Source organism: Psychromonas saccharinae (genome assembly GCF_051201515.1).
In the GTDB taxonomy this organism is placed as follows: domain Bacteria; phylum Pseudomonadota; class Gammaproteobacteria; order Enterobacterales; family Psychromonadaceae; genus Psychromonas.
The window spans coordinates 3,786,922-3,809,197 of the sequence record NZ_CP195153.1; the positions used below are offsets into that span (position 1 = coordinate 3,786,922).

Sequence of the window (22,276 nt, forward strand, 5' to 3'; positions counted from 1 at the left end):
TACGCTTCGCAAGCTTATTTCTTAAGTTGTCTTGGTCTAAACAATGTACTTAGACATTGTATGGTTAAGCCTCACGGGTAATTAGTACAAGTTAGCTCAATACGTTACCGTACTTACACACCTTGCCTATCAACGTTGTAGTCTTCAACGGCCCTTTAGGGAGATTAAATCTCCAGTGAGAACTCATCTTGAGGCTCGCTTCCCGCTTAGATGCTTTCAGCGGTTATCGATTCCGAACGTAGCTACTGGGCAATGCCATTGGCATGACAACCCAAACACCAGCGGTTCGTCCACTCCGGTCCTCTCGTACTAGGAGCAGCTCCTCTCAATTCTCAAACGCCCACGGCAGATAGGGACCGAACTGTCTCACGACGTTCTAAACCCAGCTCGCGTACCACTTTAAATGGCGAACAGCCATACCCTTGGGACCGACTTCAGCCCCAGGATGTGATGAGCCGACATCGAGGTGCCAAACACCGCCGTCGATATGAACTCTTGGGCGGTATCAGCCTGTTATCCCCGGAGTACCTTTTATCCGTTGAGCGATGGCCCTTCCATTCAGAACCACCGGATCACTATGACCTACTTTCGTACCTGCTCGACGTGTCTGTCTCGCAGTTAAGCTGGCTTATACCATTGTACTAACCTCACGATGTCCGACCGTGATTAGCCAACCTTCGTACTCCTCCGTTACTCTTTGGGAGGAGACCGCCCCAGTCAAACTACCCACCAAACAGTGTCCCAAACCCCGATTCAGGGGCCATGGTTAGAACTCAAAACATACAAGGGTGGTATTTCAAGGTTGGCTCCACGTCATCTGGCGACAACGTTTCAAAGCCTCCCACCTATCCTACACATGTAGGCTCTAAGTTCACTGCTAAGCTGTAGTAAAGGTTCACGGGGTCTTTCCGTCTAGCCGCGGGTACACTGCATCTTCACAGCGATTTCAACTTCACTGAGTCTCGGGTGGAGACAGCATGGCCATCATTACGCCATTCGTGCAGGTCGGAACTTACCCGACAAGGAATTTCGCTACCTTAGGACCGTTATAGTTACGGCCGCCGTTTACCGGGGCTTCGATCAAGAGCTTCGACCTAAGTCTAACCCCATCAATTAACCTTCCGGCACCGGGCAGGCGTCACACCGTATACGTCATCTTGCGATTTTGCACAGTGCTGTGTTTTTAATAAACAGTTGCAGCCATCTGGTATCTTCGGCCGACAGGGGCTTAAAGAGTAAATCTCATCACCTCCATCGGCGTACCTTCTCCCGAAGTTACGGTACCATTTTGCCTAGTTCCTTCACCCGAGTTCTCTCAAGCGCCTTGGTATTCTCTACCTGACCACCTGTGTCGGTTTGGGGTACGATCCTTATATTTCTGAAGCTTAGAGACTTTTCCTGGAAGTATGGCATCAATGACTTCATCACCGTGGTGACTCGACATCGTGTCTCAGCATATAGTGTTCCGGATTTACCTAAAACACCTGCCTACGCACTTGAACCTGGACAACCATCGCCAGGCCCACCTAGCCTTCTCCGTCCTCCCATCGCAAAATATAAGGGTACGGGAATATTAACCCGTTTCCCATCGACTACGCCTTTCGGCCTCGCCTTAGGGGTCGACTCACCCTGCCCCGATTAACGTTGGACAGGAACCCTTGGTCTTCCGGCGGGGAGGTTTTTCACCCCCCTTATCGTTACTCATGTCAACATTCGCACTTCTGATACCTCCAGGATGGTTTACACCTTTCCCTTCGACGGCTTACAGAACGCTCCTCTACCACGCGTATAAATACGCGTCCGCAGCTTCGGTGATATGTTTAGCCCCGTTAAATCTTCCGCGCAGACCGACTCGACCAGTGAGCTATTACGCTTTCTTTAAAGGATGGCTGCTTCTAAGCCAACCTCCTGGCTGTCTGAGCCTTTCCACATCGTTTCCCACTTAACATATACTTTGGGACCTTAGCTGGCGGTCTGGGTTGTTTCCCTTTCCACGACGGACGTTAGCACCCGCCGTGTGTCTCCCGTGATTGCACTTGTTGGTATTCGGAGTTTGCATGGGGTTGGTAAGTCGGGATGACCCCCTAGCCCAAACAGTGCTCTACCCCCAACAGTGATACACGAGGCGCTACCTAAATAGCTTTCGAGGAGAACCAGCTATCTCTTGGTTTGATTGGCCTTTCACCCCCAGCCACAAGTCATCCCCTAATTTTTCAACATTAGTGGGTTCGGTCCTCCAGTTGATGTTACTCAACCTTCAACCTGCTCATGGCTAGATCACCAAGTTTCGGGTCTAATCCCAGCAACTAATCGCCCAGTTAAGACTCGGTTTCCCTACGGCTACCCTAGATGGTTAACCTTGCTACTGAAATTAAGTCGTTGACCCATTATACAAAAGGTACGCAGTCACGGAATAAATCCGCTCCTACTGCTTGTACGTACACGGTTTCAGGTTCTATTTCACTCCCCTCACAGGGGTTCTTTTCGCCTTTCCCTCACGGTACTGGTTCACTATCGGTCAATTAGGAGTATTTAGCCTTGGAGGATGGTCCCCCCATATTCAGTCAGAATTTCTCGTGCTCCGACCTACTCGATTTCACTTAGAAGAAGTTTTGGTGTACAGGACTATCACCTTGTACCGTTGCACTTTCCAGAGCATTCCACTAACTTTTAATAAGCTTAAGGGCTGACCCAATTTCGCTCGCCGCTACTTTCGGGATCTCGGTTGATTTCTTTTCCTAAGGGTACTTAGATGTTTCAGTTCCCCTCGTTCGCTTCGCTTAGCTATGTATTCACTAAGCGATGACACCGAAGTGCCGGGTTGCCCCATTCGGAGATTCCAGGATATAACGTTTGTTATCAACTCCCCTGGACTTATCGCAGATTACCACGTCCTTCATCGCCTCTAATTGCCTAGGCATCCACCGTGCACGCTTATTCACTTAACCATACAATATCTAAAGACATTGCATGTTGTTTCCAAGACGCTTGCGATTTCTCATATTTTACATATGAAAAACGCGTTTGCGTTTTTCGTGCACCTATCAATCATTTACATGATTGAGTAGATACGTACGTTACTCAAAGTATCAATTTGAATAACATTTTATTTTTGCTTGATTACAATTACTAAAACCTGAGTTTTAATAATTGAGAACAATTTCGTTTATATTTATCTATACATCACAATAAATTGTAATGTAGTTGATAAATAAGAACTTTATCAGCTTTCCTAATTGTTAAAGAGCAGACTTTTTCGTTAAAAAAAGCCTTAGATAAATGTGTTATTTATCTAAGGCTTCTATCCAAGTTGGGCACCGTTTCATTTATTTAAAATGAAGTGGTGGAGCTATGCGGGATCGAACCGCAGACCTCCTGCGTGCAAGGCAGGCGCTCTCCCAGCTGAGCTATAGCCCCAACATGGTCTAGATAGATTATCTATTACCAATCCAAAAGATTGGTGGGTCTGAGTAGATTTGAACTACCGACCTCACCCTTATCAGGGGTGCGCTCTAACCAACTGAGCTACAGACCCAATTTAGGTCTATCTAAGTCTCTTTTACTTTCAATCAAACAATCTGTGTGGGCACTGACAGTGTCTTGCCTAAGCAAAACATCTGAACCGATAGCTTTATTTGCCTAAGCAAATTCAGCGAAAGGTTAGCCGTTTCTTTACGTAAGGAGGTGATCCAGCCCCAGGTTCCCCTAGGGCTACCTTGTTACGACTTCACCCCAGTCATGAACCACACCGTGGTCATCGCCATCCCCGAAAGGTTAAGCTAATGACTTCTGGTGCAGCCCACTCCCATGGTGTGACGGGCGGTGTGTACAAGGCCCGGGAACGTATTCACCGTGGCATTCTGATCCACGATTACTAGCGATTCCAACTTCACGGAGTCGAGTTGCAGACTCCGATCCGGACTACGACAAACTTTATGAGATTCGCATACCCTCGCAGGTTAGCAACCCTTTGTATTTGCCATTGTAGCACGTGTGTAGCCCATCCCGTAAGGGCCATGATGACTTGACGTCGTCCCCACCTTCCTCCGGTTTATCACCGGCAGTCTCCCTAGAGTTCCCACCATTACGTGCTGGCAACTAAGGATAAGGGTTGCGCTCGTTGCGGGACTTAACCCAACATTTCACAACACGAGCTGACGACAGCCATGCAGCACCTGTCTCAGAGCTCCCGAAGGCACTCTACTATCTCTAACAGATTCTCTGGATGTCAAGGGATGGTAAGGTTCTTCGCGTTGCATCGAATTAAACCACATGCTCCACCGCTTGTGCGGGCCCCCGTCAATTCATTTGAGTTTTAACCTTGCGGCCGTACTCCCCAGGCGGTCTATTTAATGCGTTAGCTTTGAAACCCACGGCATATAGCCACAAACTTCTAATAGACATCGTTTACTGCGTGGACTACCGGGGTATCTAATCCCGTTTGCTCCCCACGCCTTCGCGTCTCAGTGTCAGTTACTGTCCAGGTGGCCGCCTTCGCCACTGGTATTCCTTCAGATCTCTACGCATTTCACCGCTACACCTGAAATTCTACCACCCTCTACAAAACTCTAGTTAACCAGTTTCAAATGCAGTTCCAGGGTTGAGCCCTGGGCTTTCACATCTGACTTAATTAACCACCTACACGCGCTTTACGCCCAGTAATTCCGATTAACGCTCGCACCCTCCGTATTACCGCGGCTGCTGGCACGGAGTTAGCCGGTGCTTCTTCTGCGAGTAACGTCACAGAATGCAGTTATTAACTACATCCCTTTCCTCCTCGCTGAAAGTGCTTTACAACCCGAAAGCCTTCTTCACACACGCGGCATGGCTGCATCAGGGTTCCCCCCATTGTGCAATATTCCCCACTGCTGCCTCCCGTAGGAGTCTGGACCGTGTCTCAGTTCCAGTGTGGCTGGTCATCCTCTAAGACCAGCTAGGGATCGTCGCCTTGGTAAGCCATTACCTTACCAACTAGCTAATCCCACTTGGGCTAATCAATAGGCGTAAGGCCCGAAGGTCCCCTACTTTGCTCCGAAGAGATTATGCGGTATTAGCAGTCGTTTCCAACTGTTGTCCCCCACCTATTGGCATATACCCAAGCATTACTCACCCGTCCGCCACTCGTCATCAACTAGCAAGCTAGTTATGTTACCGTTCGACTTGCATGTGTTAAGCCTGCCGCCAGCGTTCAATCTGAGCCATGATCAAACTCTTCAATTTAAAGTTTAATTTGCAGCTTTCGCTGCGACTCAATATTACTGACTAAAACTAAAGAACTTACGTTCTTTAGTTATTCTGAATTAACTGCGATTGAACAAGTTCAATACGCCTCGTTAATCATTGAAAGATAAATCTTTCAATGTAAATGAATTAATTCGTGTGTCACTGATATTGATTTTTTGTCCCAAAGGACTATTTTGAAATCGACTATCAATGCGCACACAGATTGTTTGATTAAATTGTTAAAGAACTTACAAACACTGTGTAACTTGCGTTACGTCCTGTGTCTGTGGATGCGCATTATAGAGATCCGAATCACATTGGCAAGTGTTTATTTACAATATTTTTCTGTTCGAACAATTTACATACAAAACGTGCTTTTATTGCTCAAAAATAGACATTATTTACCGTAAAGACTTCTTATGAATGGTTTACATCTATTACTATTCAAAAATAGTATCCAGCAAGCAACAAAACACCAGAAATATAAAGCAAACCATTGACGGACAAAATAAGATATTATCAGATTCGATAAAGGCCAATCCATTAACATATTGCTGTTGCTTATCTTTGCATTCACATTACTATTGAATAAAGACGATAAATAATAAGCATATATTTATTATAAACCTTTGGTTCATGTGAATTTTTGTCTTTCATTGCAATAAATAACACTTTCAACTTTAATAAATACAAATAACATGACTAAAAAAGGTTAAAATGATAATAATAGTCAAAAGTAATAAAATGGGACAAGGTTAACCACATGCATTTAAAGAATTATCAGTCGCAAATTCAAGAACTTCTGCTTGTTAGAAGTGATCCTTATTATAACGACTTATTTGATAAAATTCTTTCTGGCGAAAGTGCGAGTGATAAATTTCTAATTAAAATGGAAATAACACGACTATCTAAGCCTTGCCAAAGAATCATAGACCTACGTGATAAATCATTACTTGAATGTAAACCTTTTACCTACAAAAACACATTACATTACTTAGATGAGCATGCAAAAGATGACTTCGAAAAATGCATCGATATTTATAAAGAATACACAATTGGTGTTTTCGAATATGTTAGTAAAGAACATTTAAGAAGAAAAAAACAACTTCAAAATGATAAATCAGCACAAACTGCATCAACATCAATCAATCAACAATGCGAATTAATTTCACTGTCTGAAACAAATAAACGCGCAGCACCACGTATGTTTTTTGTATCCGATATTGAACTTGAATTCGAAGATGGAACAAAAACCGAAGCCCAAACAACCAATATTTCTATCTCTGGACTACGAGTTAAATTAAAAGACCCTATTAAAATTAGTGGTAAACAAATCATTAATGTCTCTTTTACAGGTCTTAAAAAAGAATATATCGATAGTGAAGCACTTGGTTTAGCCCACTATACTTTGGTCGGTCAAAATACATTAGAAGACATACAATACCTTTATCTCAATTATAACGATAATGACCGCACCTTTATTAAATTCATACAAGATTTCATTCGTGCTAATCAACACAAATACAAAATTGATGTCTCTTATTATTACCAACTTGCAAAAAACAAATTACTCACACATTACTATTTAACTAATTCAAATAAAGTCGTGATTGCCCTTAATGTTAAATCATCGACGCCTTACTTGTTTTCAATTGAAAATAAACACAACAAAAAAATAATTGAATATTGGCAATCTAATAATGAAAACAATTTTTATTCCCTTTTTAATGAATCCCGCTCAATCGCTTTATTAAGTACGAATAAAGATAATATTGATACCACTTTATACAGTTTTACCTATCAAAATAATGGTACCCGTTATTACCTTTCAGCAACGGAAGAAGAATTAATCGCTAAAAATATGAAAGGGTTATTTATTCATTACGGTTGTCGAAAAGAAAGTTGGCGAGTTTATAAATTAACGGCGAGAAAATATCAACATAGACACAATGAAGATTTAACAACAAATGAGTCAGTAGATAATAATCAGTTAGATAGTATTACCCATTTAATCACTCTTGAAGATATTACCCAACGCCCCCGATTCTCTGAAAATATTAGTGGACAAGATCTCAATGCACTTAATCGCTTTGTGCACCATGACAATGTACTAGGGAATTCAAATATACGTCAGCTTATGCCTGAAGAGCGTCGTCAAGAAGCGCGATATCAATATAGGAGTAATGTAAGTCTAATATTTGCAGATAAATCATACCCTGGCGAAATACTTGATCTTTCCTCATCGGGATTAAAAATCAAACTTCAAACAGCGGTTAATATAAAGCTTGGTACTGAGTTAATAATAAACTTGCAAGATCTACAAAAAGTATCACAAAAATTTATGCTTTCAGATTTGCATTACACACTCATTAATTTTGATTCGAATAATGTGCTTCATTTACATGTTGCAGATACAAAAACACATCAAATAACAAATACGTTTTTTGCTTTGCTTATTAAGCATAACCCAAATCATTTTAAAAAATTACCAACACAAAATTCACCAACCGCTTTAAGCAACGATCTTAGTCAGATAAAAGGTTCAGGTCATTTAAGCGCTGCATTTTTTGTAAAAAAAGAAAAGCATTTATTCAATATAAAATATGCTGCACTTGATAATACAGACAATCCACTTAAATCATTATTCAGTAAGCTTAGCCAGAATAAAAATGAAATAAATACGACGCCGATTATTAACAACAGTCTATACCGGCGCCTTATTGCGACACCATTAAATGCCAATAAAACAAATGAAGAAGAAACATTAATGGAATCGATTATTTATGTTGTAGCAACGCCTAAACGCGCGCATAAATGGCAAATAAAAAGCTATCTCGATGAAGATTTTTCAAGCTTAAAAGAACGTGATGACTTTATACAATATAGTAAGGAAAGGTCACAATTTTATGTTTTACATTATCGATTAATAAATATTAACCGACCGGACTTTTCAATTATTCAACAAGAATTAAATGCAATTTCTCGATTTGCATTACATCTAACAAACAAATTACAGGAAGATTTACAGACCTTATGCGGATTGATCGAGATTACAGATTGCACACAAGCGTTTAAACAACTATCTCAAGAATAAAAACATCGTTTCCAATGCGTTAATCAAACAACTTACCGAGGGATTAACGCACAATTTTAAGCAAGCTTAATTGTAAATTTAAAAATGGTGACTGTATTTTCAGAAGTCACCGAAAGCTTCCCACCATGCGCTTCAGCAATAGACTTAGTAATTGCAAGCCCTAATCCAACCCGTTCAAATGAAGAACAGGTTCTTGCCTTATCTGCGCGATAAAAACGATCAAAAAGATGCGGTAATACTTCTTCAGGAATCGTCTGCCCTGTATTTTCGACTTCAATAGCAACATCATTTTTAGTTGGCGTAATGTTAATTTTAATCGTACTCCCCTCGAAGCAATGATGCAGTGCATTTGAAATTAGATTATTAAAAGCACGACGCAACATTAAACGATCTCCTTGAACTTGCGCCTTCCCTTCAAATGATAACTGAACATTTCGGTCTTCTGCCAGTGCATCATAAAATTCAAACAAATCCGTAAATTCTTGGTCGAGCTCGATGGTTTCCGTAGACAACAATAATTGTTTATTGTCCGCTTTAGCTAAAAATAACATATCGGAAATCATACGCGCGAGACGTTGAAACTCTTCCGCATTAGAACCAAGTGCCATTAAATATTCATTTTTACTACGCGGTTTCGATAATGTAACTTGAGTCTGCATCATCAGGTTGTTAATAGGCGTACGAAGCTCATGGGCGATGTCAGAAGAAAAATTCTCTAAGCGTCGAAATGAATCATCTAAACGTTCCAACATATTATTAAGCGTTTCAGATAGCCCTGCAATTTCAACGGGTAAGTGATCAACTGGCATACGTTGTTTAATATCTTGCCCTGACACTAATTTCGCTTTTTTCGATAATGTTTGTAACGGCTGTAAACCGCGAGAAGTGATAAACCAATGTAAAGCAGCACTCAGTAATACGGCAAGAATAGTGAGCTTAATTAATGCCGAGGTAAACGCATTAAGAAACCCATCCCGATGGGTAATATTTAAAGCAAGGGTTGCAAGTACAGATGCTTGATCTTCGCCTTCAAAATTAATCCTAAATTGCATCCCACGGTAAGAATTCCCTTTATCTTCCCACTCTAATAATTGGCTTTCTATTTTTTGTTCAATATTCTTTGGTGGTCGTGCTTTTTTAAAGACTCGATAATCATGATAATCATGTTGCGCCTTTTTTTCTTCATCAGATGTATCTATCGTTTCTATATTGGTGCCATTGATAACACTTGCGGGAAAGCGAATATTATCAGAAACATAAAGTACAATCTTATCCCCTGGGTTATCAATCCTAATTGCAACCCCTTCAAGCTCTTCCATCTTTTTAGTAATACTTGCAAAATCTCGGTCAAAATTGGTCTTAGAGATTAATTCTTTCATCATATAAGCTTTAGTATTGAGTGCATGTGCATCTTCCAGCTTAAAATATTTATTAATTTCATTATTCAAAAGCACTGACAGCAAAACTAAAACAGCTAAAGAAGAAATCGTAAAAAATAGCGTAAGACGTAGTTTTAATGAATGTTGAAAGATCATATGAGTACCAAAATAAATGCTGTCAGAACGACAATCATAATAAAATAAAAAATTACTTTAAAATATTATTTTTTTAACTTAACGAATATTATATTCAATAAGATAAGTGTAACCTTATACTATTTTAGAAGGCAGCATTATCTCTATAGATGACAAAATTGTCATCTTCCAAGGATGAATAACCTGTCTTTATAGCACTTTCAACTAAATCTGTTATTGAAAAGAGAATAAGATGAGATTACTAATTGTCGAAGATGAAAAGAAAACAGGTGAATACCTTAAAAAAGGATTAACGGAATCTAGTTATACTGTAGATTTAGCAGACAATGGCGTTGATGGTCTTCATCAAGCAATGAGTGAAGAATACGATCTTATTTTACTCGATGTTATGTTACCCAAACTTAATGGTTGGCAAATTTTACAAACACTACGCTCTAACCAAATCAATATTCCTGTATTGATGCTTACCGCGCGCGACCAGATTGAAGATCGCGTGAAAGGATTAGAATTAGGTGCAGATGATTACTTAGTTAAACCTTTTGCATTTGTTGAATTACTCGCACGAATTCGTAATATCCTCAAAAGAAACGCTAAGACTAACGTGGCAACTGACACAACCATCCAAATTGAAAATTTACAATTAGATCTTCTTCGCCGTCGCGCATATCGAGATAATGAATCCATTAATTTAACGGCAAAAGAATTTTCATTATTAGAACTATTGATGCAACGTAAAGGTGAAGTATTAAGCCGTTCTTTAATTGCATCACAGGTATGGGATATGAACTTTGATAGCGATACCAATGTTATTGATGTTGCTATCAGACGATTACGCAATAAAGTAGATAAACCCTATGAACCTAAATTAATTCACACTATTCGAGGTATGGGTTATGTGCTAGATATTATTAATGAAAATGACAACCTGTAAGTTTACGCTCCAATATTTTTCATTGCTTAGCTATAAAAAGTAGCTTTAATGAATTACTTTTTATGGCAAATTTTATTTATTCATTAATGCCATCACGCATTAATAGGTATTTCTTCAACGACAGCGGTATGGTCATTATGAGTAATTTAATTAAAGATGAGTTCTAAATTTTGCACAGGAAGAATGGTTTAGTTCGAGGAGAAAGCTAACGTAAACAATTGTTCTATTAAAGAAACTTTTAACAGAAATAAACTATGTTAGCTCGTAAACTATCCAACTTTCAAATTACATCGACAATTACGATATTGAATAATCCATTAATCTCTTTTATTTAAAATACATTATCATCAATAAACTCAAATAATTTCTTGTATGACTCTTTTATCATACTGTAAACATTCTGTATTAAATTCAATCAAATCGCGACATTTTCTTTTTGATCCATCCATATTTGTATTATTGTCACACTATTGAAAAATAAATATAATTAATATATGATTTTGATTTGACAAAACAGAGATACGGATATACTTAGCATTAAAAATGCTAATAAAAATATACTTATACATTTCAAAGCCTTACATGAAATATAAAAAGATATTTAATACTAAAACAGTACCTTAATTTAATAAATAAAAGGTTTTCACTCGTTTTTAAGTCATTTAAGGTGAAAATATCTATCTTATTTTGATTTTTATTCTGAAAAAAGAATTGTTAGTATCCTGAGCTAAATTATTAACCACGATGAGGATAAAATAATGTCAAAAGAGAAAACTGAAGTTTTTTCAACATTTGATCCTATATATCAGACATGGAATATTCTTGATATGAACAATCGATGTCTTTTTTATGGAACAATTGATGCACTAGAAGAATGGCTAGATAAAAATAAAGATAAATATCACGAACAAGTACATTAATAAGTGTGATAACGAGTTGCATTCATTGTAGCTCGCTAAAACCTTTGACCCTTCATCAATTCTTTCCTAACTGTAATCTCACTGAAAACCCATCAAACTTTTCATTCAGACACTTTATAAGTATTTAATTTATTCATTAATGTTTTCCTAAATGGATAAAACTTTATTATTTCATCAAAAATAGTAATGCCAAATATCATCATCAAAGGCGCATTAATGTAAACAAGCAATGCACACAGCGGTAAAGAAATCATCCATAAAGACACAATATTGATTCGAACAATCAAATAACTTTCCCCCATCGCCCGGATCATATTACCGCAAAACATATTGTTCGTTCGAAATAATGGAACGAAAAAATAACAAGGCGCAATAACTGCTAATGCTGTTATGGTTTCTAAAGAAAGTTTTGGATATAAATAAGGTACCGATAAACTAAACAAGTAAAATCCAATTACCATCACTAACGACATCAATGTCGCAATTAACTTAGATTGCAGAACAAATGGAGGGATATCTTTAAAATTAGCACGTCCAATAAATTGACTAACCATAATCGTACTTGACTGCGCCCATGAATTAACGAATAAAGAACCAATCTTTATCCAAGGCATAATCAGTGTTATTGCAGCATAAGAAGACACGGGGAGTTGTGCAAACAATGCTTGAAATAACATTTGTCCCGTCAGTAATACAACAAAATTAGCAACAATAGGGATCACTTCGTCCATATGCGCTTTCACAGACATTAAATTAACAACACTAAAACCCGCAACAAAACCACGAACTTTTTCTTGATTGAATTGATAAGCTAAATATATAAAACGAATACAAATAGCAATAACACTGCCCCATGCAGCACCAGCCAAACCTAATTCAGGGGCTCCCCATAAACCATGGATCAATGCAGCACTGCAAACGACATTTAATGGGATTTCTAACAAAAATCCATAAAGGGGTGTGCGTGTTTTCTTACTCGCATTAAAATAAACGACAATAACTTGGGAAACAGATGAAAAAAGCAAAAGATATAACGATGCATAAATATAGCTAACAGCCTGACTTGCAACACCGTCATCATGCGCAATAAAATTAACCAGAGGCTCTGAAAAGAAAAAGAGTAATATCACAGCGGTAATTGAAAAACCAATATTCGCTACCCATCCAGATGCAACTTCCAATCCAATTTTATGAATATCACCAGCACCAACAGCACGAGACAAAACTAACTGGGTACCATTTGCAATCGCAAACTGTACGCCAAGTACGAATGCAACAATTGCGCCCGCAACACCATAAGCAGCAACGGAAACATCACCTAACGATGCAACCAATAACAGATCAATAATCGTAACCGATTGTAATAGAACAGCATTAAAAGCCATCGGCCACGCAATAGAAGTTATTTCTAATAATGTTTTCTTCGATAATTGTTTGAATAAATCCATTGTTTTTCAGATAAGTAAATCAGGGTTTAATACCAATCGTAATAATTAGCTGATCTATTTTACGGGTTAAAATAGTTTATTTCTTTGTTGAAAGTTTCGTTAAGGGAACAACCATTAAAGAATTAATGTCTTTAAATTAATTCTCACGTTAGAGGATTCACTTGTTAATCTCTCGGTAGTGGTAACTTTCGCCTCAAACTAAACCATTTTTCCAGCGCAAAATTTAGATCACAGATTTAATATAATTAGTACAATTTAAAACATTCATACCGTAAGAGGAAAGAGAAAAACTCAAAAAGTTTGGCGTAACTTATTGTTCAATATTGAATCTACTAACAGACAATACCAAGAAAATGCCAATCGAAATCTGTTTATACAGCATGAATAAAGAGAGTATGTAACACACAAGCATTCAATATTATCATAATATTTTAGAACAAAATGATAAATAGAAGCGTAAAAATACTGATTTTTGAGCAAGCACACATTAAATTAATTTAAAGTTTCAATTCGAATAAAATAGGACAATGAAACATGATACGCACACAAGATAAATTGTTATTTACCTCGTTGATACTAAGCTAAACACGTATCTGGCTGACAACTTAGCCTTTATTTGAATCCCACCTTTAACGACGAATATTCCCCCCCACTACTTGCTTGGATTGCTAATTTTATATTGAATTGATAACATTATTTTATGTCTTCATTTTAACGTTTTTAATAACGCCTTCTTAATTCCCCTCGTAAATTGGATCTTGCGACACAATAATTCGGCTATTAAATTTTTCATTAATTGGTTAATACAATAAGAGAGCATTCCTTTGATAATGACAATTAAACCCTTCGTTTTAATGCTATTTAGCTGTTTTTTATTAATGTTAGGCTATGGCTTAAGTAATATATTACTCCCAGTACGTATGCAAAACGATGGCGTTAATTTAAGCGAGATCGGTCTCGTACTATCGATGTTATCCGTTGGTTTTTTGTTAGGTGCAATCTATAGTCGTAAATTATTACAACGCGTTGGTCATATTCGCATCTTTGCAATGTGCGGCAGTTTAACCTCGGTCGCTATTCTCATTTCAGGACTGTTCCCTGACCCAATAATTCTTGGATTAATGCGAATTATCACAGGGTTTTGTATTGCCTGTGCAAATGCAACGATCGATAGTTGGTTAAGTGATAGTGCGACGGAAAAAAATCGAGGAAGAATACTGTCAATTAACCAAATGGTTATCATGACCGCATTATTTTCAGGACAGTTTTTATTAAATTTAGCACCGATTACCGACACCACTTTATTTATTATATCTGGTGTACTATTAAGCTTATCCATCACCCCCATCGTTATTAGTAAACAAAAAGGCCCTCAGATTGAAGAGAGCCAATCAATGTCATTATTAACGATATTAAAATTATCTCCATTAGGCGTAGTTAGCTGTTTCTATTGTGGATTACTCTATGCTGGTCTTTTAAACATGCTACCAATCTATGCTAATGATTATGGTATTACAGACCTTAATTTATCCATTTTTATGGGCGCGGCCATTTCCGGTGCAATATTCCTACAGTTCCCCATTGCTTATTTATCGGATAATTTTGATCGCCGTAAAATCATGCTTGGAATGGTTATTACTATTATTGCATTTTCGTTATCAATCCCCATGCTCATTTCATTTGATCTGTTTACCTTAAGTTTGCTGGCCATCGCTATTGTCACCGGGATGTCAGCCTGCCTTTATCCAATGAGCATGTCTGAAACCTTTGAGAAAGTGTTAAAAGAACAAATTCTAGCCGCCATGTCATCATTATTACTAATTTATGCATTGGGCAGTATTGTTGGTCCTTATGTCGCATCGATTGTTATGAATATCTTTGGTAGCAGTGCACTATTTATATTTATGGTCATTACTGCCATTACATTATTAGCATTTATTATCTTACGTATGCAGCAACGCACCGCCCTACCAAGCGAAGCGCAAGAAGACTTTATTATGCAAACGCCTTCTGGTGCAGCATCATCATTGGATCCACGAACCGAATATGCTCATCCTTCCTTTGAAAATAATCCAGAAGTTGAAGTCGCCATTGACCTTGCGATTAAAAATCCTTCTGCAGCGGTTAATATGGCAAAAGCGCTTGCTCTTAAAAACCCTGATAATGCCTCTAATATAGCGGCTGCATTAAGTACCATTGAACACATAGATATAGCTAAACTGTATTCAGCGATCACCACTGCAGCTCCTGAAATGGCAAAACCTATTGCAGAAGCGTTAATCAATGCCTCACCTGAACAGGCCGGAGAATTAGTAGACTGGATCACTACAGAATATCCAGAACAATACACGAATATTATTGTGGCTATCGCTCATGCAATGCCAGATAACGGTTTAGATATGATTGAATTAGCGGCTGAAAATATGCACGAAGAGCATTCCGATGAATTATTAGAAATGACCGAACAATACATGACCAACCTATCCAATTCCTTGGAAGAAATGCGTCCTGTTGATAGAACGGCAGCAGACTCTGAAAACACCGCTTCCGAATTATATAATCGCTTAACCGATGTTTCTCCTGAACACTCGGCAGAATTAGCATTAACCGTATCCGAAGGGTTGCCGGAATCATCAAATATGGTCACCGAATCTTATATCCAAAACTTAGTCGACCATGAAAATGAGCAAGGTACGCCTGCCGATGCGATTGAAAATATTGGTAATGCCGTTAATGACTACATGTCTCAGATTGTAGAAAGCATTCCCGAATATGCAGTTGATGTTGCAAGTACTATCGTTGATTCAGTGCCTGAATCAGCATCGGAAATGGTGGAGTTATTACAAAATTCAGATGTACTTGAAGAAGAACATCTTGCGATGTCAATTAATGACAAACCTGAACATAATGAACTAGAAGAACAATTATTAGAGGCAGTACAAACACAAATTGATGATATCGAGGTTGATGACCATATTACCGAAGAAGATAAACAAACATCACCGGAAAAAGACGCTTAAAAAGAACAAAGCCGAGGTATTATATTTCCTCGGCTTAACTTTGCTTATGCATAGGAATTTAATTAGTTTAATTTAGTGATTAACACTTGCTCAACTCGCACGCCTTCCAAATCAAGTACTTCAAATTTATATCCTTCATAAATAAAAGAATCCGTACGTTTTGGCAAACGTTTCAATTGGTAAATCATAAATCCAGCAATAGTTTCATATTGATTCCGATCAGGGAAAGTTTCAATATCCAAATATTTAATAACATCATTCATCACGGTTAAGCCTTCGACAAGCCATGAATTAGTATCACGCTGTACCACTTGCTCTTCGTCATGGTGTGTAATCAAATCCCCCATAAAGCCACTTAATAAATCTTTAACCGTCGCGATACCAACCACGGTGCCATATTCATTCACAACAACGGAAAAAGGTTGTGGAGCGACTTTGAAATTATTTAATGCTTCCGTAAGCGATAATGTTTCAGGCAAGTAAAATATATCTTTTTCGATCTGTGTTGGCTTTAACTGCTCCAGCTCCCCTTTTAAGACTAAACGTAAAATTTCTTTTGATTCAATCGATCCTAAAATAATATCCAAACTGCCATTACAAACTAAAAAGTCATTATGAGGATGTTCAATAATTTTTTGACTAATATCTTCACTACTATCATTCACATCAATATAAATAATTTGATCGCGAGGCGTCATTGCGCTTGCAATCGTACGCGTTTCTAACTCAAAGACATTTTCAATGATTTGGTATTCTTGTTGTTGCAAGCTACCATACTTAGCACCTGCCTCCATCATCGCAACGATATCTTCAGTGGTCACGACTTCTTCTCGTTCAGTTGGTAATTTAAGCATTTTCAACATTAAATTTGTTAATGTATTAAACAACAGCACAAAGGGATAAATAGCCATTGTTACTACACGCATTAATGAAACTAAACGCATAGCGACAATTTCAGGAATGATAATCGCGACCCGTTTAGGAAGGAGATCCGCAAATAAAATAAAGAGTGAAGTCACCATAAAAAAAGAGATAACAAAACTAATTTTATCCAATAATGGGCCATCATAAACCAATAACAATAAATCTTGGATATAGGGCGTTAACGCTTGCTCACCAATAATCCCACCTAAAATAGCAATGGCGTTCAACGCAATTTGAACCATAGCGAAAAAAGCACCAGGTTCACTTTGCAACTTTAACACCGCTAATGCTTTACGATTACCTTCATCGGCCATCACGCGAAGCTTTATTTTACGTGCGGCGGCAATCGCAATTTCAGACATAGCGAACAATGCACTTACGACAATTAATACGCCAATACTTACTAACTCACTCATACTTACTCCGAAAAACAACGAGAATGTAATCCGCATTATTGCGCCACTTATTTCCTCGAGTTAATTGCGCGCGATTATAGGCATTAAGTGTAAAAAAGACACTTATTTATAATCTAAATTAACATTATTTTCAGTAACCTCCTGTTTATCAAAATACTTCATTTTATTTTCTATATAAAAAGGGCAAACCAATAAAAATGAATGGAAAAAAATAAATTATAGAGAACAAACAAAAATCGTAACCAATTGAATAATATAGAAATAAAAAATAAAGAAAGAAATTAATTAAAAAAGTATTGATTATTTTTAAAACAACTTTATTATGCGCATCGCTTCTTGATGATAGCCAATCCGAGTACATCACAAGTTAATTGTGGCAAGGCGATAGAGTAACTATTCAAGGGTGGCTTTGACGGCGTAATGACGCTCTTATTTTCGCTCAACTTTCCCATATTTAATGGTGCTCATTACAGAGTAACCTGCGGAAAGTTTGCTACTTTTTGGAGGCCAACCATGGCAAACTCAGTACTTGATTTTACAACTTATTCTTCACAGCTTTCTGCAGCACAAACGGCACTTATCGAATCATCGGTTACGCAATTTGGTGCACCATTATTATTGATCGACTGCGAAAGCGTGCGAGTTCAATACCGTGCATTAAAACAAGCATTACCCAATGTCACATTGCACTTCGCATTAAAACCACTACCACATCCAGCCGTAGTCGACACATTATTGTCTGAAGGTTCAAGTTTTGATCTTGCAACGTCGGGTGAAATTGATTTAGTCGCTTCTCGCGGTGTGCCAGCGGAACGCACTATTCATACCCACCCAATTAAACGCGATTCGGATATTCGTGATGCACTTAAATTTGGCTGTTCAGTTTTTGTTGTAGACAATATAAATGAACTGGAAAAATTCATTGCTTATAAAGATGACGTTGAATTATTAGTGCGCTTAAGCTTCCGTAATAGTGAGTCCTTTGCAGACCTATCGAAAAAATTTGGTTGTAGCCCAGAAACCGCATTACAACTTATTTCGAAAGCTCGCGATCTTGGTATTCGTATCAAAGGGTTATCTTTCCATGTTGGCTCGCAAACAACTAACCCACAAAAATACGTGGATGCTATTATCGCTTGTCGCCAAGTAATGGAAGATGTTATTAAAGCAGGACTACCCGCACTTAGCACTCTTGATATTGGTGGCGGTTTCCCAGTCACTTATAATCATCACGTGATGCCAATTAATGAGTTTTGCAAACCAATTAATGACGCACTATTAACACTCCCTGAGACCGTTCATGTATTAGCGGAGCCAGGGCGTTTCATCGTTGCGGCTGCGATGACAAGTATTTCATCTGTAATGGGTCAGGCAGAACGTGAAGGTGAAACATGGTACTACTTAGATGATGGTATTTACGGTACTTACAGCGGTATTATTTTTGACCATGGGGATTACCCCATTGTGGCACTAAAAGAAAGCAATGAAACATTCCCAAGTGTCCTTGCGGGTCCAACTTGTGACAGTATTGATGTCATTGCAGAGCAAATCATGTTACCAAAATTAGATAATGGTGATTTAATTGTCGGTCAAATGATGGGCGCATACTCAAGTGCAACGGCAACAGACTTCAACTTCTTCAAGCGTGCAACAATGGTTGTATTAAATGAAGAAATAGAAATGCAAAAAGTAATGGGTTAATCCATCCAAATCACAAAGGTCAAGTAACACAACTTGACCTTTTTATCGTGACTACCTCGAAATAAAACCGTTACCCAAGTGTTGTATCGAGGAACATCATTAATGCAAATCCAATCATTAACCCCATCGTCGCCAATGTTTTATTACCTTCTCCATGGGTTTCAGGAATCACTTCATGTGATACAACAAATAACATTGCACCACCAGCAAGCCCTAATCCAATAGGATAAGCAATTAAAAATCCTCCCGCTAAACTTACCCCCAATAAAGCGCCAACAGGCTCAAGCAGACCAGTTGCCATTGCAATTAACACTGAAAATCCAGGTTTAAACCCCGTTGCTCGAAGCGTAACTGCAACGGCAAGGCCTTCTGGAATATCTTGTAACGCAATCGCAGTGGTTAAGGGAATACCAACGGATAAATCCCCCTGTGCATAACCAACACCAATTGCCATTCCCTCGGGGAAATTATGTAAGGCAATAGCAAAAACAAATAACCAAGCACCACTGCATTTTTCATATCCCGCACCACAAGGACCAGAGTCCAAATGCTCATGGGGAACGAATTCATCTAACCCAAGCATTAATATAACGCCAATAGCCATTCCGACAATAACAACCATCCCACCTAAAAAGGGACTATTTAAAAACTCAGTTCCCGCTTCAACACCTGGTAATAACAGCGAAAAAGCAGCGGCGGCCAGCATCATTCCAGCAGCAAAACCGAGCATAGCATCGGATAATTTACGTGGTATATCTTTTATAAATAACGCGGGGATCGTACCAAGCGCAGTCGCAACAAAACCAGCTGTTCCACCAATAAAAGCATATTGACTATAAATTTGATGAGCTCCAAATACCGCATCGACGACCAAAAAAGTAATAAGTACAATCGAACTCACTAATCCAATAGTGATATAGGGATGGTTCGATGAATGCGTCCGGAAAATGGTAAACCAGGATAATTCTTGAGCGTGGCTCATGATAGGTAACTCCCGATGGAATTGTCAGTCGTGGTGGTATAAGTATCAATGATAAAAAAGTGCTTGAAAGCTAGGGCTTATTTATCTTGCATCGCCATTCCTGCTGAAGGCTATTTTTAGGCAACAAAAAATAATAAACTGGCCCTACTATAATGTGAGTAAATCAGCAAACAAACACCATGAGTTTAATTCAGCTTGATCTTTCAGTTTCACTGCAAAGATCACATCGCTTTATCTTCATCACCGAAAAGCAATGAATTAAAACAATTTACTGATAAGTTGCGCGTAGCATCCAAGCTGTTTTTTCATGAACAAGCATACGATCAGAGACAACAGATGCTGTTGATTCATCATCGGCATCTTGAGCTAGTTTTAACACATCACGACAGGTTCGGATCACTTGCTCATGAGATTGAGTTAGAATTTTAACCATTTCTGCACCATCGGTTAAACCAGCAACTTCTTCGATTGAACTTAATGCACTAAATTCTTTATAAGTCGCAGGCGCTGCAATACCAAGCGCACGGATACGTTCAGCAATTTCATCAACAGCTAATGCTAATTCAGTGTAATGCTCTTCAAACATAAGGTGTAAAGCGCGGAATTCTGGGCCAATGACATTCCAGTGAAAGTTATGTGTTTGTAGATATAACGTATAAGAATCTGCTAATAGTTTTTTCAAACCATCGGCGACTTCAATTCTATTACTTTCGTTAATACCAATGTCCATCTTAATCTCCTAATAAATAATCAATAAAACAATTGAGATTGGCAGGAAAAACTTTCCTAACCCATACCTATCATCTGATAAAAGTACTACTTGCATAATACCTCGCTAGAAAGGTATTATGCAAGAAATTTGGAGGTTTTATGTCAAGAAGTCCACTGCCCTTTGATAACTTTACTAACTCGATGAAAAATAATTGGCCAGATCCCTATTCTTCCCTCATTTTACTCTTTCCTCGATTAGAAAAAATATCTGAATATATCGCATTCCATATTGCGACATTAATGGAAGAACATGATTTACTCGAATCGGACTTTCATGTACTAACGGCTATTCGGCGCAGTAAAAAAAGCCCACCATTTGAATTAAAACCCTCTGAAATATGTGAGTATATGTTAGTGAGTTGGGGGGGATTAAATAAAATAATGAATAGGTTAGAGAAAAAGAACCTTATTTGCCGAGTCGCTAGCGACCAAGATAAACGAATTAGCATGGCGCGCCTTACGCCTTTTGGCGATCAATTCACAAAAGATGCTGTAGATAAAATACAACAACATCGTCAGGCTTTCCTCTCGGATTTTGACTCAGATGAAATACAACAACTAAATAAATTGACTACAAAACTACTTAATAATATAGAAAGCTATCATAGTGATTCAGATTAACCTCAATTAAGACAATAGGGCTAATTTAATAAATTTAGCCATCTCTATCACTGTTTTTTGTAAATGATCTTGATGAGTAAAGCCGCTTTTAACTCGTGGTTTTAAATCATGGTCACCATCTTCAAGCCATAACCACTGAATACCATCCGGCAATCCATAGCTTTCTACTTCTACCTTATTACCTAATTTATCGCGATCTCCTTGGGCAATAAAAACAGGTTGTTTAATCAAAGGAAAATGTGCCGTACGTAACGAGTCTGGCTTATTAGCAGGATGAAAAGGAAAACCTAAACACGCGATACCTTTTATATTACTTTTTTCATTCACCGTCAGTTCAGATGCCACCAGACTAGCAATCCGCCCTCCCATCGATTTTCCACCAATAACCATAGGCTTATTAATATTGGTAATAATATCTCGATATTGAATAATCAATTTTGGCGCTCGTTCCGGCGGACGACGTGTGCCATTATCAACTCGTTGTTGCATATACGGAAAATTAAATCGCGCCACTCTAATACCTTGCTCAGCTAAACCCATTGCAATGATCTCCATCGTATCTGACGTTGCGGGTGCGCCTGCTCCATGGGCAAATAAAAACAGAGGCCCATCCGACGGACCGTTATAAATAAGTTTCATCATTTTCCTATATCCCCAAAAGCAGTTAAAATACATAATAAATAATAAAAA

The 22,276-nt window shown here is 38.3% G+C and carries 12 protein-coding genes, 2 tRNA genes and 2 rRNA genes; 6 read left to right on the forward strand and 10 right to left on the reverse strand.

Going from position 1 to position 22,276, the window contains the following annotated elements:
- Window positions 1-60 precede the first annotated feature (60 nt).
- From ACR30L_RS17000 to ACR30L_RS17015, 4 genes are all read right to left on the reverse strand, one after another.
- Window positions 61-2,948: ribosomal RNA gene (locus ACR30L_RS17000) — 23S ribosomal RNA — on the reverse strand.
- A 393-nt stretch (window positions 2,949-3,341) separates the two neighbouring features.
- Window positions 3,342-3,417 (reverse strand) — tRNA-Ala (locus tag ACR30L_RS17005).
- Between the two features lie 41 nt (window positions 3,418-3,458).
- A tRNA-Ile gene (locus ACR30L_RS17010) sits at window positions 3,459-3,535 on the reverse strand.
- Window positions 3,536-3,677: 142 nt separating this feature from the next.
- A 16S ribosomal RNA gene (locus ACR30L_RS17015) occupies window positions 3,678-5,220 on the reverse strand.
- Together the 16S and 23S rRNA genes with 2 tRNA genes alongside form the textbook arrangement of a ribosomal RNA operon.
- A gap of 766 nt (window positions 5,221-5,986) precedes the next feature.
- On the opposite strand from ACR30L_RS17015, the gene ACR30L_RS17020 reads away from it, so the two are divergent.
- Window positions 5,987-8,317, forward strand: coding sequence for a PilZ domain-containing protein (locus ACR30L_RS17020; RefSeq protein WP_435235424.1), 2,331 nt, complete (start codon window positions 5,987-5,989; stop codon window positions 8,315-8,317).
- 56 nt (window positions 8,318-8,373) lie between these two features.
- Here the strand turns inward: ACR30L_RS17020 and ACR30L_RS17025 are convergent, their stop codons facing one another.
- Window positions 8,374-9,852: a heavy metal sensor histidine kinase gene (locus ACR30L_RS17025; RefSeq protein WP_435235425.1), complete on the reverse strand. Its 1,479-nt coding sequence runs from the start codon at window positions 9,850-9,852 to the stop codon at window positions 8,374-8,376.
- Between the two features lie 232 nt (window positions 9,853-10,084).
- Between ACR30L_RS17025 and ACR30L_RS17030 the strand changes: the two genes are divergently transcribed.
- A complete protein-coding gene (locus ACR30L_RS17030; RefSeq protein WP_435235426.1) occupies window positions 10,085-10,783 on the forward strand; it encodes a heavy metal response regulator transcription factor in 699 nt (232 codons plus the stop codon).
- Window positions 10,784-11,541: 758 nt separating this feature from the next.
- On the forward strand, window positions 11,542-11,703 hold the full coding sequence (locus ACR30L_RS17035; RefSeq protein WP_435235427.1) for a hypothetical protein: 162 nt from the start codon (window positions 11,542-11,544) through the stop codon (window positions 11,701-11,703).
- Between the two features lie 101 nt (window positions 11,704-11,804).
- Here ACR30L_RS17035 and ACR30L_RS17040 read toward each other — a convergent pair whose 3' ends face one another.
- The gene (locus tag ACR30L_RS17040; protein ID WP_435235428.1) at window positions 11,805-13,151 is read right to left on the reverse strand and encodes an MATE family efflux transporter; all 1,347 of its coding nucleotides are present in this window, start codon (window positions 13,149-13,151) and stop codon (window positions 11,805-11,807) included.
- 830 nt (window positions 13,152-13,981) lie between these two features.
- Here ACR30L_RS17040 and ACR30L_RS17045 point away from each other — a divergent pair.
- A complete protein-coding gene (locus ACR30L_RS17045; protein ID WP_435235429.1) occupies window positions 13,982-16,171 on the forward strand; it encodes an MFS transporter in 2,190 nt (729 codons plus the stop codon).
- A 62-nt stretch (window positions 16,172-16,233) separates the two neighbouring features.
- On the opposite strand, the gene ACR30L_RS17050 is transcribed toward ACR30L_RS17045, so the two are convergent.
- The gene (locus tag ACR30L_RS17050; RefSeq protein ID WP_435235430.1) at window positions 16,234-17,511 is read right to left on the reverse strand and encodes a hemolysin family protein; all 1,278 of its coding nucleotides are present in this window, start codon (window positions 17,509-17,511) and stop codon (window positions 16,234-16,236) included.
- 513 nt (window positions 17,512-18,024) lie between these two features.
- Between ACR30L_RS17050 and ACR30L_RS17055 the strand changes: the two genes are divergently transcribed.
- The gene (locus ACR30L_RS17055; RefSeq protein ID WP_435235431.1) at window positions 18,025-19,212 is read left to right on the forward strand and encodes a type III PLP-dependent enzyme; all 1,188 of its coding nucleotides are present in this window, start codon (window positions 18,025-18,027) and stop codon (window positions 19,210-19,212) included.
- A 70-nt stretch (window positions 19,213-19,282) separates the two neighbouring features.
- Here ACR30L_RS17055 and ACR30L_RS17060 read toward each other — a convergent pair whose 3' ends face one another.
- Window positions 19,283-20,194, reverse strand: coding sequence for a ZIP family metal transporter (locus tag ACR30L_RS17060; protein WP_435235432.1), 912 nt, complete (start codon window positions 20,192-20,194; stop codon window positions 19,283-19,285).
- A gap of 268 nt (window positions 20,195-20,462) precedes the next feature.
- A complete protein-coding gene (locus ACR30L_RS17065; protein WP_435235433.1) occupies window positions 20,463-20,924 on the reverse strand; it encodes a Dps family protein in 462 nt (153 codons plus the stop codon).
- 140 nt (window positions 20,925-21,064) lie between these two features.
- On the opposite strand from ACR30L_RS17065, the gene ACR30L_RS17070 reads away from it, so the two are divergent.
- The gene (locus ACR30L_RS17070; RefSeq protein ID WP_435235434.1) at window positions 21,065-21,586 is read left to right on the forward strand and encodes a MarR family winged helix-turn-helix transcriptional regulator; all 522 of its coding nucleotides are present in this window, start codon (window positions 21,065-21,067) and stop codon (window positions 21,584-21,586) included.
- A gap of 6 nt (window positions 21,587-21,592) precedes the next feature.
- On the opposite strand, the gene ACR30L_RS17075 is transcribed toward ACR30L_RS17070, so the two are convergent.
- Complete coding sequence (locus ACR30L_RS17075; RefSeq protein WP_435235435.1) at window positions 21,593-22,228, reverse strand: alpha/beta family hydrolase; 636 nt, start codon at window positions 22,226-22,228, stop codon at window positions 21,593-21,595.
- Window positions 22,229-22,276 lie beyond the last annotated feature (48 nt).

Bases quoted from the DNA above. Each gene is read 5' to 3' on its own strand.
- ACR30L_RS17030 (WP_435235426.1), top strand. From the start codon at position 10,085: ATGAGATTACTAATTGTCGAAGATGAAAAGAAAACAGGTGAATACCTT.
- ACR30L_RS17020 (WP_435235424.1), top strand. From the start codon at position 5,987: ATGCATTTAAAGAATTATCAGTCGCAAATTCAAGAACTTCTGCTTGTT.
- ACR30L_RS17035 (WP_435235427.1), top strand. From the start codon at position 11,542: ATGTCAAAAGAGAAAACTGAAGTTTTTTCAACATTTGATCCTATATAT.
- ACR30L_RS17050 (WP_435235430.1), bottom strand. From the start codon at position 17,511: ATGAGTGAGTTAGTAAGTATTGGCGTATTAATTGTCGTAAGTGCATTG.
- ACR30L_RS17055 (WP_435235431.1), top strand. From the start codon at position 18,025: ATGGCAAACTCAGTACTTGATTTTACAACTTATTCTTCACAGCTTTCT.
- ACR30L_RS17070 (WP_435235434.1), top strand. From the start codon at position 21,065: ATGTCAAGAAGTCCACTGCCCTTTGATAACTTTACTAACTCGATGAAA.
- ACR30L_RS17025 (WP_435235425.1), bottom strand. From the start codon at position 9,852: ATGATCTTTCAACATTCATTAAAACTACGTCTTACGCTATTTTTTACG.
- ACR30L_RS17040 (WP_435235428.1), bottom strand. From the start codon at position 13,151: ATGGATTTATTCAAACAATTATCGAAGAAAACATTATTAGAAATAACT.
- ACR30L_RS17060 (WP_435235432.1), bottom strand. From the start codon at position 20,194: ATGAGCCACGCTCAAGAATTATCCTGGTTTACCATTTTCCGGACGCAT.
- ACR30L_RS17075 (WP_435235435.1), bottom strand. From the start codon at position 22,228: ATGATGAAACTTATTTATAACGGTCCGTCGGATGGGCCTCTGTTTTTA.
- ACR30L_RS17045 (WP_435235429.1), top strand. From the start codon at position 13,982: ATGACAATTAAACCCTTCGTTTTAATGCTATTTAGCTGTTTTTTATTA.
- ACR30L_RS17065 (WP_435235433.1), bottom strand. From the start codon at position 20,924: ATGGACATTGGTATTAACGAAAGTAATAGAATTGAAGTCGCCGATGGT.